Source organism: Roseomonas sp. KE0001 (assembly GCF_016107285.1).
Lineage (GTDB): Bacteria > Pseudomonadota > Alphaproteobacteria > Acetobacterales > Acetobacteraceae > Pseudoroseomonas.
In genome coordinates this window covers 154449-166517 of sequence record NZ_RCVQ01000006.1, presented here as the reverse complement: position 1 = coordinate 166517, position 12069 = coordinate 154449, and the positions used below count along the sequence as shown (strand labels likewise).

At 71.7% G+C, this 12069-nt stretch carries 9 protein-coding genes; 5 read left to right on the top strand and 4 right to left on the bottom strand.

The window, feature by feature from the left end; all coding sequences use genetic code 11:
• Positions 1 to 48 precede the first annotated feature (48 nt).
• The 3 genes from D9598_RS13675 to acs all read right to left on the bottom strand — a co-directional run bounded on the left by D9598_RS13675 (position 49) and on the right by acs (position 3834).
• Complete coding sequence (locus tag D9598_RS13675; protein ID WP_232477211.1) at positions 49 to 867, bottom strand: MBL fold metallo-hydrolase; 819 nt, start codon at positions 865 to 867, stop codon at positions 49 to 51.
• A 32-nt stretch (positions 868 to 899) separates the two neighbouring features.
• The gene (locus D9598_RS13670) at positions 900 to 1781 is read right to left on the bottom strand and encodes an aldose 1-epimerase family protein (protein ID WP_370592023.1); all 882 of its coding nucleotides are present in this window, start codon (positions 1779 to 1781) and stop codon (positions 900 to 902) included.
• 118 nt (positions 1782 to 1899) lie between these two features.
• Entirely contained in the window at positions 1900 to 3834 is a 1935-nt protein-coding gene (acs, locus tag D9598_RS13665) for an acetate--CoA ligase (protein WP_198367082.1), read from the bottom strand.
• 198 nt (positions 3835 to 4032) lie between these two features.
• Here acs and D9598_RS13660 point away from each other — a divergent pair, with 198 nt between their 5' ends.
• Positions 4033 to 5073: a patatin-like phospholipase family protein gene (locus tag D9598_RS13660; RefSeq protein WP_198367081.1), complete on the top strand. Its 1041-nt coding sequence runs from the start codon at positions 4033 to 4035 to the stop codon at positions 5071 to 5073.
• Positions 5074 to 5166: 93 nt separating this feature from the next.
• On the opposite strand, the gene D9598_RS13655 is transcribed toward D9598_RS13660, so the two are convergent.
• Positions 5167 to 5490, bottom strand: coding sequence for a TIGR02300 family protein (locus tag D9598_RS13655; protein ID WP_198367080.1), 324 nt, complete (start codon positions 5488 to 5490; stop codon positions 5167 to 5169).
• Between the two features lie 112 nt (positions 5491 to 5602).
• Between D9598_RS13655 and aroA the strand changes: the two genes are divergently transcribed.
• The 4 genes from aroA to D9598_RS13635 all read left to right on the top strand — a co-directional run bounded on the left by aroA (position 5603) and on the right by D9598_RS13635 (position 12020).
• Positions 5603 to 6964 (top strand): 3-phosphoshikimate 1-carboxyvinyltransferase, encoded by a 1362-nt coding sequence (aroA, locus tag D9598_RS13650; RefSeq protein WP_198367079.1) that lies wholly within the window; start codon positions 5603 to 5605, stop codon positions 6962 to 6964.
• Positions 6961 to 7593 (top strand): (d)CMP kinase, encoded by a 633-nt coding sequence (gene cmk / locus D9598_RS13645; RefSeq protein WP_198367078.1) that lies wholly within the window; start codon positions 6961 to 6963, stop codon positions 7591 to 7593. The genes aroA and cmk overlap by 4 nt, the downstream gene beginning before the upstream one ends.
• A 393-nt stretch (positions 7594 to 7986) precedes the next feature.
• Complete coding sequence (gene rpsA, locus D9598_RS13640; protein ID WP_198367077.1) at positions 7987 to 9708, top strand: 30S ribosomal protein S1; 1722 nt, start codon at positions 7987 to 7989, stop codon at positions 9706 to 9708.
• Between the two features lie 194 nt (positions 9709 to 9902).
• Positions 9903 to 12020 (top strand): catalase, encoded by a 2118-nt coding sequence (locus D9598_RS13635; protein WP_198367076.1) that lies wholly within the window; start codon positions 9903 to 9905, stop codon positions 12018 to 12020.
• The last annotated feature ends 49 nt before the right edge of the window (positions 12021 to 12069 follow it).

Below are 12069 nucleotides of genomic sequence, written 5' to 3'. Positions count from 1 at the left end.
GATGCACGCCTGCGTGCGGATCAGGGCCAAGGGATCAGGGCCGAGGGATCAGGGCCAGGGGCGCTGAAGGGCGGCGATGTGCCGGCCGATCGAGGCCCTCACCGCCTGCTTGCCACCGGTGGGGATGACACGGCCCCAGAAGGCGCCATGCACCGATTCGAAGGACCAGGGCTCCAGCGCCGTGCCGATGCCGCGCACCGCCGCCTCCCCGAGCGGGACAAGGTTCGGGTAGCTGCGCATGAAGCCGAGATGCCGCCGGTCGGCCACCACCTGCAGGATGTCGCCGGCCAGCAGGGCGCCACGCCCCTCATTGGCCTCGGCGGCGTGCAGCACCGTGCCGCCGGGAAAATGCCCGCCGGCGCGGATCAGCGTGATGCCGGGGGCGATGCGCCGCGTCTCGCCCTCCCAGAACAGGATCTCCGGGCCCGGGCGCATCACCCATTCACGGTCGGCGGCGTGCAGGTGGATCGGGATGCCGCCGAAGGCGCGGCTCCATTCCAGCATGGTGGTGTAGTAATGCGGATGGGAGATGGCGATGGCCGAGAGGCCGCCGAAGGCGCGGATCAGCGCCACCAGCGTCTCGTCCAGGAAGGCCACGCAATCCCAGAGGATGTTGCCGCCCGCCGCGCGCAGCAGCAGCGCCCGCTGGCCGATGGCGAAGTCCGGCGTGCAGCCGAGGCCGAGCAGCCCGTGCTCCAGCTTCAGCACCGGCCGGTGGTGCCGCGCCAGCGTCTCGGGGTCGGTCCAGCCCTGGCCGGTCTCGGGGATGAACTGCCGCTCGTCCTGGCAGACCGGGCAGGTCAGGGGCGGCGCCTCGCCGGGCGGATACTGCGTGCCGCAGGCGGTACAGATGAAGGCGGTCGCCATCCTCGCTTCTCCCCTCGGGTCTGCCTCGCCGCTCAGTCGAGCGCCACGCTCCAGGCCAGCCGCCGGCTCTCGCCGGGCGCCAGCAGCATCAGCCCGGGCTTGTCCACGAAATCGCCCTGCCATCCCTCCGGGCTGGCCATGCCGTACCAGGGCTCGATGCAGAGGAAATCGGCACCCTCCGGCTTCGACCAGAGGCCCAGGTCGCGATAGCCCTCCCAGGACAGGGTCAGCCCGCGGCCCGGCGCCTCGAACCGGATGGCGCGGCTGGCGAGGCGGGGAAGGATCAGCGCATCCCCGGCGAAAAGGTCCGGCGAGAGCGGCCAGACCCGCTCCGCGAAGGGCGGCGGCTCCGGCTCCGGCCGCAGCAGGCCGTCGCGCAGGCGGCGCAACGGCCCGGCCTCCGCCCGCTCCAGCACCAGCCGGTGCGCCGCCTTCTCCGCCGGCCTCTCGCCTGGGCCGTGCGGCAGCGGCCAGCGGAAGGCCGGATGCGCGCCAAGGGCGCAGGGCAACGGCTCGGCCCCGGGATTGGAGAGGATGGCGGTGACGGTCAGGCGGGGCCCCGCCAGGGCGTAGTCCAGCTCCAGCACGAAGCCGAAGGGAAAGGCGTCGCGGCTCGCGGCGTCGTCGGCCAGGCGCAGGCGGCATCGGTCCGCGTCGCGCCGCACCCAGGCGAAGCGGCGGTCACGGGCGAAGCCGTGCTGCGTCAGCCGGTGCTCGCGCCCGGCATGGCGCAGCCGGTCCCCCGCCAGCCGGCCGACGATCGGGAACAGCACCGGGGCATGGCGGCGCCATTCCGGCCCCGCCTGCCAGAGCCATTCGGCGCCGCGGTCGTCGCGCAGGCTGGTCAGCTCGGCGCCCAGCGCGCGGATGCCGGCCGAGAAGCCGCCCGAGGCGATGACATGGTGCTCCGTCACGCGCCGGCCCGGCGCGGCGGCAGGGGCCTGCGGGCGCTTCCCCGCCCGGCCGGCCATCCCCGGCAGCGGACGGGGGGGCGATCCTGCTCCATCACGCCCTTCCGGTCCCCGCGCCGCCTCATCCCACCCGGTTGCCGACCAGCTCCTCGACCACCGTCGGATCGGCCAGGGTGGAGATGTCGCCCAGGCTGTCCGTCTCGTTCGCCGCGATCTTGCGCAGGATGCGGCGCATGATCTTGCCCGAGCGCGTCTTCGGCAGGCCCGGTGCCCACTGGATGGCATCCGGCGAGGCGATCGGGCCGATCTCCTTGCGCACCCAGACCACCAGCTCCTTGCGCAGGGCCTCCGTCGGCTCCTCGCCGGAGACCAGCGTGACATAGGCGTAGATGCCCTGCCCCTTCAGCTCATGCGGCATGCCGACCACGGCGGCCTCGGCCACCTTGGGATGGGCGACCAGCGCGCTCTCGATCTCGGCCGTGCCCATGCGGTGGCCGGAGACGTTCAGCACGTCATCCACCCGGCCGGTGATCCAGTAGTAGCCGTCCTCGTCGCGCCGCGCCCCGTCGCCGGAGAAGTACTTGCCGGGGAAGGTCGCGAAATAGGTCTGCTTGAAGCGCTCATGGTCGCCATAGACGGTGCGCATCTGCCCGGGCCAGGAATCGAGGATCACGAGGTTGCCCTCGGTCGCGCCCTCGAGCAGCGCGCCGTCATTGTCCACCAGCGCCGGCTGCACGCCCGGCAGCGGCAGGGTGGCGGAGCCGGGCTTCAGGTCCACCGCGCCCGGCAGCGGCGCGATCAGGATGCCGCCGGTCTCGGTCTGCCACCAGGTGTCCACCACCGGGCAGCGCTCGTCGCCCACCACGCGGTAGTACCAGAGCCAGGCCTCGGGGTTGATCGGCTCGCCCACGCTGCCGAGGACGCGCAGCGACTGGCGCGACCACTTCTTCACCGGCGCCTCGCCCTCGCGCATCAGCGCCCGGATGGCGGTCGGCGCCGTGTAGAAGATGTTGACCTTGTGCTTGTCCACCACCTGCCAGCAGCGGTCGACGCCCGGCCAGTTCGGCACGCCCTCGAACATCAGCGTGGTCGCGCCGTTCGCCAGCGGGCCGTAGACGATGTAGCTGTGCCCGGTGACCCAGCCGACATCGGCGGTGCACCAGTAGACCTCGCCGGGCCGGTAGTCGAAGACCAGCTCGTGCGTGAAGCTGGCCCAGACCATGTAGCCGCCGGTGGTGTGCAGCACGCCCTTGGGCTTGCCGGTGGAGCCGGAGGTATAGAGGATGAACAGCGGGTCCTCGGCGTTCATCGGCTCCGGCGCGCAATCGGGCGAGGCGGCCTCGCAGAGGGTGTGGAACCAGTGGTCGCGCCCCTCCTGCATCGGCACCTCGCCGCCGGTGTTGCGCACCACGATCACGTCGCGGATCGTCGGGCAGTTGCGCAGCGCCTCGTCGGCATTGGTCTTGAGCGGCACCTTGCGGCCGCCGCGCCGGCCCTCGTCGGCGGTGATGAGCAGCGTGCTCTCGCTCTCCTGGATGCGCGTCGCCAGGCTGTCGGGGGAGAAGCCGCCGAAGACGATGGAATGCACCGCGCCGATGCGCGCGCAGGCCAGCATGGCCACCGCCGCCTCGACGATCATCGGCAGGTAGAGGGTGACGCGGTCGCCCTTCCTGACGCCGAGATCCTTCATCGCATTGGACAGGCGGCAGACCCGCTCGTGCAGCTCGCGATAGGTGACCCTGGCGTCGGAGTCCGGGTCGTCGCCCTCCCAGATGATCGCCACCTGATCGCCGCGCGCCTCGAGGTGCTGGTCCAGGCAGGCGGCCGAGGCGTTCAGCACGCCGTCCTCGAACCAGCGGATCGAGACCTCGCCCTCGAAGCTGGTGTTCTTGATCTTGGTGGGCGGGGTCATCCAGGGAATGCGCCGCGCCTCCTTCCGCCAGAAGGACTCGGGATCGCGCGCCGCCTCCTCGACCATGGCCTGGCGCCGGGCGGCATCGGCATGCGAGCGCTTCGCCAGTTCGGGCTGCACCGGAATCACGCTGTGATCCGTCATGGGTTCCTCCGCTCGGGCGGCCTTGGGCAGGAAGCGGGGCCGCGATTGCCGTCCATTGGGGCAAGTGGGCGGGGGCGCCGTCAAGGTGAAGGGGCGGCGCGCGGGTGAAAACACCGGCGGGCGGGGAGCGGGGCGAGGCCCAGTCGGGGCGGTCCGAACGGGCTTCCGTCCTCCGGCGGGCGGGGCCAGACTGCCGCCATGCAGCCCGGTCCCCGCCCCGATCCCCGCAATGCCCTCCCGATCGACCTCGCCCTGCAGGGCGGCGGCGCCCATGGCGCCTTCACCTGGGGCGTGCTGGACCGCCTGCTGGAGGAGGAGTGGCTGCTGCCCGACGGCATCTCGGGCACCTCGGCCGGGGCGATGAACGCCGCCGTGCTGGTCGCCGCCCATGCGCGGGGCGGCCGCGAGGCCGCCCGCGCCGCGCTGGAGGCCTTCTGGCGCCGCGTCTCCGAGGCCGCCCTGCTCAGCCCGCTGCGGCGCGGCCCGCTCGATGTGCTGCTCGGCAACTGGTCGCTCGACAACTCGCCCGTCTATCAGGGGCTGGAGATGCTGGCGCGGGTCTTCTCGCCCTATGACCTCAATCCCCGCGGCACCAATCCGCTGTCGCGCATCCTCGACGAGGCCATCGACTTCGGCGCCCTGGCCCGGGCGCCCATCCGCCTCTTCGTCACCGCCACGCGGGTCCGCACCGGCCAGCCGCGCATCTTCCGCAATGCCGAGATCACGCCCCCGGTCCTGCTTGCCTCGGCCTGCCTGCCGACGCTGTTCCAGGCGGTGGAGATCGAGGGCGAGCCCTATTGGGACGGCGGCTATTCCGGCAACCCGACCATCATGCCCCTGGTGCGGGAATGCGACTCGCACGACACCATCCTGGTGCAGATCAACCCCGTGGAGCGGGCGGAGACGCCGCGCACGGCCAGCGAGATCGCCAGCCGGCTGAACGAGATCTCCTTCAACGCGCCGCTGCTGAAGGAGCTGCGCATGATCGCGGTGTTGCGCCAGGTGGCGCAGCCCGGCCAGTGCGAGGGGGCGCTCTGGGCCCGGATGCGCATCCACCGCATCGCCAGCACGGCGCTGGCGGAGCTCGGGCAGGGCTCCAAGCTGAACGCCGAATGGGCCTTCCTGACGCTGCTGCGCGACACCGGGCGGGAGGCGGCGGACCGGTTCCTGCGCGAGCATGGCGCCGATCTCGGCCGGCGCTCCACGCTCGACCTGGACGCGCTGACCGAGCCGGGCTGAGGCCCCGCCGGCGCAGCACCCCAAGAAAAAGGCCCGGACGCTGCACGCGCCCGGGCCCTCATGACGGGACGGGGCGGCGCCCGCCCCGGCCTCTCAGTTCTCTTCCTCGCGGTCGGTCTCGACCTCGATCTCGGCGTCCAGGTCGTCCTCGCTGTCGTCCAGCTCCTCGGTGTCGTCCAGCGCGTCGTCGGAATCGACGTCCTCCAGCTCGACATCGTCCTCGACATCGCCCTCGGCGGGGACGACCCGCTTCTTCACCTTCTCCTCCACCGGCGCGGCGGCGCGGCGCAGGCGGGGCTGCTCGGCGGGCTGCTCGGTGCCGCATTTCGGACAGACGGCGGGCTGGCGCGCCATGTCGTAGAACTTGGCGCCGCAGGCGACGCAGGTGCGTTTCAGTCCCAGTTCAGGCTTGGCCATCAGCGTTGTGTATCCCGGGAAAGGCGGGCCAGGGAGGGTCGGAAGACGGGCCGGCCGAGAAAATCCGGCGCGCATTGCCACGCACCCCGCCCCATGTCAAACCCCGGCCACCATGGGCCATGACAACCCTCCCCGCCCGCTCCGGTCGAGCCGGCCGATGCGCGGCCTGTCCGGGCGTCTCACCGTCGCCGGCGACAAGTCGATCAGCCACCGGGCGCTGATGTTCGGCGCGCTGGCCGTCGGCCAGACCGGGATCACCGGCCTGCTGGAAGGCGAGGACGTGCTGCGCACCGCCGCGGCCATGCGCGCGCTCGGCGCCACGGTCGAGCGGCTGGGCGAGGGGCACTGGCGCGTCGCCGGGCGCGGCGTCGGCGGGCTGGTCGAGCCGGGCGACGTGCTCGACATGGGCAATTCCGGCACCGCCGCGCGGCTGATCTGCGGGCTGCTCGCGGGCCATCCCATCTTCGCCGTGCTGACCGGCGACGCGAGCCTCCGCCAGCGGCCGATGAAGCGCGTGACCGATCCGCTCTCCGCCTCGGGCGCGCGCTTCTCCGGCCGGGCCGGCGGCCGCCTGCCGCTGGCCATCGAGGGCGCCGCCGCGCCGCTGCCGCTCGACTACACCCTGCCCATGGCCTCGGCGCAGGTGAAATCCGCCGTGCTGCTGGCCGGGCTCTGCGCCCGCGGCGTGACGCGCGTGGTGGAGCCGGAGGCGACGCGCGACCACACCGAGAACATGCTGCGCCACTTCGGCGCCACGGTGCGGGTCGAGGCCGACGGCCACCGCCGCGTCATCGAGCTGGAAGGCCAGCCGGAACTGACGGCCGCCCCCATCGCCGTGCCGGGCGACCCCTCCTCCGCCGCCTTCCCGCTGGTCGCCGCGCTGCTGGTGCCGGGCTCGGCGCTGACGGTGGAGAATGTCGGGCTGAACCCGCTGCGCACCGGGCTGTTCACCACGCTGCGCGAGATGGGCGCCGACCTCGAGGTCGGGAATGCGCGCACCGAGGGCGGCGAGCCGGCCGGCGACCTGACCGCCCGCGCCGGCGCGCTCCGCGCCGTGGACGTGCCGCCGGAGCGCGTGCCCTCGATGGTCGACGAATACCCGATCCTGGCCGTCGCCGCCGCCTGCGCCGAGGGGGTCAGCCGCTTCCGCGGGCTCGCGGAACTGCGGGTCAAGGAGAGCGACCGCGTCGCCGCCACCGCCGCCCTGCTCGCGGCCAACGGCGTCCGGGTGGAGATCGAGGGTGACGACATGCTGGTGCACGGCACCGGCCACCCCCCCGCCGGCGGCGGCACCGTCGTGACCCATATGGACCACCGCATCGCCATGAGCGCGCTGGTCCTCGGCCTGGCGGCCGGGGCGCCGGTCACGGTGGACGATGCCAGCTTCATCGACACCTCCTTCCCCGGCTTCGCCGACCTCATCAACCGGGCCGCCGGAACGGATGCCCTGCGGCGGCTGAACACGGCGGCATGAGCGCGACCGTCATCGCCGTGGACGGGCCGGCCGCGGCCGGCAAGGGCACCCTGGCCCGGCGCCTCGCCGCCGCGCTCGGCCTGCCCTATCTCGACACCGGCCTGCTCTACCGCGCCACCGGGCGCCGCGTGCTGGAGGCCGGGCGCGACCCGCGCGACGCCGCCGCCGCCGAGGCTGCGGCGCGCGGCCTCACCCCGGCCGACCTCAACCGTGCCGATCTGCGCGGCCCGGAGGCGGACCGGGCCGCCAGCGCCGTCGCCGCCCTGCCCGCCGTGCGCGCCGCCCTGCTCGACTGGCAGCGCGACTTCGGCCGGACCCATGGCGCGGTGATGGACGGGCGCGACATCGGCACCGTCGTCTTCCCCGAGGCGCCGCTGAAGCTCTTCGTCACCGCGAGCGCCGAGCAGAGGGCGCGGCGCCGCTGGCTGGAGTTGCGCGATCGCGGCGTCGCCGCCGACCCGGCGGTGGTGCTGGCGGAGCTGCAGGCGCGCGACGCCCAGGATGCCGGCCGCGCGGTGGCCCCCCTGAAGCCGGCGCGGGACGCGGTCCTGCTGGACACCACGGCGCTGGATGCCGAGGCCGCCTTCGCCGCCGCCCGCACCCTGGTGCGGGAGCGCCTGGGCCTCTAGCCGGCCAAGCGGATCGGGGGTGCATCCGGATCGCGGGAACGGCCCGCGGGCCACCGCCGCGGTGCCGCCAAGTCCCGAATCCGGCTGGATTTTCCCGGAACGTTACAGTCCTGTCGGATTCGGCTTGACGCCCGGCCTGACTCTGGCCTAGGCGAACGCTGGACTTCGAGGCCGCAGGGCCCCGGAGTGTCCGGCCCGGCGATGCTCCTTCCCTCGTGAAGCGCATCCAGCCCGCCGGGCCGGGAACAGGCGGGCCGACACACCGCCTATCGTCACAGGGTCGGTTGGCGCAGGTCCCGAGGGATGCGCCCGGCCAAGTCGTTCCCGTTCCGCGGGGGCGCAGGAATCGGCCCGGGGATCCTCTCCCGGGCGATGTTAGGAACACTCCGCTTCATGGCAAATGCCAACAGCCTGTCCACGACCTCCGCCGGCACCGAGGATTTCGCCGCGCTGCTCGATGCGACGCTCGGCGCTGACACCGGCTTCGCCGGCTCCGTCGTCACCGGCAAGGTGATCCGGGTCGACGATGACTTCGCGGTCGTGGATGTCGGGCTGAAGAGCGAGGGGCGCGTGCCCCTCAAGGAATTCGCGCCCCAGGGCCAGAAGGCCGAGGTGCAGCCCGGCGACGTGATCGAGCTCTTCGTCGAGCGCTACGAGGACCGTGACGGCTCGATCGTCCTGTCCCGCGAGAAGGCCCGCCGCGAGGAGGCCTGGACCAATCTGGAGAAGGCCTTCAACGCGCAGCAGCGCGTCAACGGCGTGATCTTCGGCCGCGTCAAGGGTGGCTTCACCGTCGACCTCGGCGGCGCCGTGGCCTTCCTGCCCGGCTCCCAGGTCGATATCCGCCCGGTGCGCGACGTCGGCCCGCTGATGGGCAGCCCGCAGCCCTTCCAGATCCTGAAGATGGACCGCGCCCGCGGCAACATCGTGGTCTCCCGCCGCGCCGTGCTGGAAGAGACCCGCGCCGAGCAGCGCTCGGAGCTGATCCAGGGCCTGAAGGAGGGCATGATCCTCGACGGCGTGGTCAAGAACATCACCGACTACGGTGCGTTCGTGGACCTCGGCGGCGTGGACGGCCTGCTGCATGTCACCGACATCGCCTGGCGCCGCATCAACCACCCCTCCGAGGCCCTGACCATCGGTCAGCAGGTCCGCGTGCAGGTCATCCGCTTCAACTCCGAGACGCAGCGTATCAGCCTCGGCATGAAGCAGCTGATGTCCGACCCGTGGGAGGGCGTATCCATCAAGTACCCGGTCGGCGCCCGCTTCTCGGGCCGCGTGACCAACATCACCGACTACGGCGCCTTCGTGGAGCTGGAGCCGGGCGTCGAGGGCCTGGTCCACGTCTCCGAGATGAGCTGGACCAAGAAGAACGTCCATCCGGGCAAGATCGTCGCCACTTCGCAGGAAGTCGACGTGATGATCCTGGACGTGGACGAGCCGAAGCGCCGCATCTCGCTGGGCCTGAAGCAGGCCCAGGGCAATCCCTGGGAGCTGTTCCTGGAGAGCCACGGCCCGGGCTCGATCGTCGAGGGCGAGATCCGCAACATCACCGAGTTCGGTCTGTTCGTGGGTCTGGCGCCCGAGATCGACGGCATGGTCCACATGTCCGACCTGTCCTGGGACGTGGCCGGCGAGCAGGCCATGGCGCAGTACCAGAAGGGCCAGATCGTCAAGGCCAAGGTGCTCGACGTCGATGTGGAGAAGGAGCGCATCTCCCTCGGCATCAAGCAGCTCGAGGCCGATCCGGCCGCCGAGGTGCTGGACCGCGTCCGCAAGGGCGACATCGTCACCTGCGTGGTGACGAAGGTCGAGCAGAACGGCATCGAGGTGAAGGTCGATGACGTGCTGACCGGCTTCATCCGCCGCGCCGAGCTGGCGCGCGACCGTGGCGACCAGCGCCCCGACAAGTTCGCCATCGGCGAGAAGGTCGATGCGAAGGTGACGGCCGTGGATCGCGCCGCCCGCCGCCTGGCCCTGACCATCAAGGGCAAGGAAGTGGAGGAGGAGCGCGAGGCGATGAAGGAGTACGGCACCGCCGACTCCGGCGCCTCCCTGGGCGACATCCTGGGCGCGGCCATCCGCCGCCGCAACCAGATGGCGACCGAGGACTGATCCTCGAACCGCTGTCCCGGCCCCGTGCCGGGACGGGCTTTCGCGGCGCCCCGGGTGGTCCTCCACCCGGGGCGTTCGCGTTTCGGACTTTCGTGGCTCAACGCCCGCCGCCCTGCCGCGTTCTCACCCTGCCCGCTCCCCGCCCCGCGTTCCCCGACGCGTGAGCGGCTTCACGAGAACCGGAGACCCTGCCCATGACGGCCGATCCGACGCGCGACCCCCTGACCCCGGCGGAGATCGCCGATGCCCAGATCCTGCGGGGTCAGGGTGGCGAGACGCATCAGCTGGCGGAGGGCGAGGTGCCCGTGCTGACCACGCAGCAGGGCATTCCCGTGGCCGACGACCAGAACACCCTGCGGGTCGGCCCGCGCGGCCCGAGCCTGCTGGAGGACTTCCACTTTCGCGAGAAGATCTTCCACTTCGACCATGAGCGGATCCCGGAGCGGGTCGTGCATGCGCGCGGCTTCGGCGCGCATGGCTATTTCGAGCTCTACGACTCCCTCTCGGACCTCACCCGCGCCGACCTGTTCCAGCGCAAGGGCGAGAAGACCCCGGCCTTCGTGCGCTTCTCCACCGTCGCCGGCAACAAGGGCTCGCCGGACGTGGCGCGCGACGTGCGCGGCTTCGCGGTCAAGCTCTACACGAAGGAAGGCAACTGGGACCTCGTCGGCAACAACATCCCGGTCTTCTTCATCCAGGACGCGATCAAGTTCCCCGACCTGATCCACGCCGCCAAGCAGGAGCCGGACCGTGGCTTCCCGCAGGCGCAGACGGCGCATGACAACTTCTGGGACTTCATCTCGCTGAGCCCGGAGGCCGTCAACATGGCGCTCTGGATCATGTCCGACCGCACCATCCCGCGCTCCTTCCGCTTCATGGAAGGCTTCGGCGTGCACACCTTCCGCCTGGTCAATGCCGAGGGCCGCTCCACCTTCGTGAAGTTCCACTGGAAGCCGAAGCTCGGCCTGCAGTCGGTGGTCTGGAACGAGGCGGTGAAGCTGAACGGCGCCGATCCGGACTTCCACCGCCGCGACCTCTGGGACGCCATCCAGATGGGCGACTTCCCGGAATGGGAGCTGGGGCTGCAGCTCTTCGACGAGGCCTTCGCCGACAGCTTCGACTTCGACATCCTCGACTCCACCAAGATCATCCCCGAGGAGCTGGTGCCGGTGCAGCGCGTCGGCCGGCTGGTGCTCGACCGCTGCGTGGACAATTTCTTCGCCGAGACGGAGCAGGTCGCCTTCTGCACCCAGAACATCGTCCCCGGCATTGACTTCACCAACGACCCGCTGTTGCAGGGCCGCAACTTCTCCTATCTCGACACGCAGCTGAAGCGCCTCGGCAGCCCCAACTTCACGCATATCCCGGTCAACGCGCCCAAGACCGCCGTCTGCAATTTCCAGCAGGACGGTCACATGGCCATGCGCAACCCGAAGGGGCGCGCCAATTACGAGCCCAATTCCTGGGGATCGGCCGGCGGCCCGCGCGAATGCCCCGAGCGCGGCTTCCGCTCCTGGCCGGCGCCCGAGAGCGGCGAGAAGCGCCGCGTCCGCGCCGAGCTCTTCGCCGACCATTACAGCCAGGCGCGGCAGTTCTTCCTCAGCCAGACGCCGGTCGAGCAGACGCATATCAAGAACGCCTTCGTCTTCGAGCTGAGCAAGGTGGAGACCCCCGCGATCCGCGCCCGGGTGGTGTCGCACCTGCTGAACGTGGACGAGGGGCTGGCGACGATGGTGGCCGATGGGCTGGGCCTCTCCCCACTGCCGCCCGCGGCGCCGCCGGCCCGCCCGGTGGTGACGGGGCTGCCGCCCTCCCCGGCGCTCAGCATCCTGAAGAACGGGCCGCAGGACTTCGGCGGCCGCAAGGTCGGCGCCCTGGTGACCGACGGCACCGACGCCGCGGTGCTCAAGGCGCTCAAAGCCGCGCTGGAGGCGGAGGGCGCCCTGCTGGAGCTGGTGGCGCCGAAGGTCGGCGGCGTGATGCTGAGCGATGGCAGCACGGTCCCGGCGAAGCAGAAGGTCAATGGCGGCCCCTCGGTGCTCTATGACGCGGTGGCCGTGCTGCCCTCGGCCGAGGGCGCTGACCTGCTGGCCGGCGAGGCGACGGCGCGGGACTTCGTCACCGACGCCTATGCCCATGCCAAGTTCATCGCCCATACCGAGACGGCGCAGCCGCTGTTCAACAAGGCCGGGCTGACCGATCCGGATGACGGCTTCATCCCGCTGGCCAGCGCGGCGGATGCCAAGGCCTTCGTCGCGGCATGCCGGACGCTGCGCTTCTGGGACCGCGAGGCGAAGGTCCACGCCGTCTGAGACACCGCCGGGAGGAGCCCCCGCCGCTCCTCCCGGCGGCATCCGCCGG

Bases quoted from the DNA above. Each gene is read 5' to 3' on its own strand.
- D9598_RS13675 (WP_232477211.1), bottom strand. From the start codon at position 867: ATGGCGACCGCCTTCATCTGTACCGCCTGCGGCACGCAGTATCCGCCC.
- acs (WP_198367082.1), bottom strand. From the start codon at position 3,834: ATGACGGATCACAGCGTGATTCCGGTGCAGCCCGAACTGGCGAAGCGC.
- D9598_RS13660 (WP_198367081.1), top strand. From the start codon at position 4,033: ATGCAGCCCGGTCCCCGCCCCGATCCCCGCAATGCCCTCCCGATCGAC.
- D9598_RS13655 (WP_198367080.1), bottom strand. From the start codon at position 5,490: ATGGCCAAGCCTGAACTGGGACTGAAACGCACCTGCGTCGCCTGCGGC.
- aroA (WP_198367079.1), top strand. From the start codon at position 5,603: ATGGGCCATGACAACCCTCCCCGCCCGCTCCGGTCGAGCCGGCCGATG.
- cmk (WP_198367078.1), top strand. From the start codon at position 6,961: ATGAGCGCGACCGTCATCGCCGTGGACGGGCCGGCCGCGGCCGGCAAG.
- rpsA (WP_198367077.1), top strand. From the start codon at position 7,987: ATGGCAAATGCCAACAGCCTGTCCACGACCTCCGCCGGCACCGAGGAT.
- D9598_RS13635 (WP_198367076.1), top strand. From the start codon at position 9,903: ATGACGGCCGATCCGACGCGCGACCCCCTGACCCCGGCGGAGATCGCC.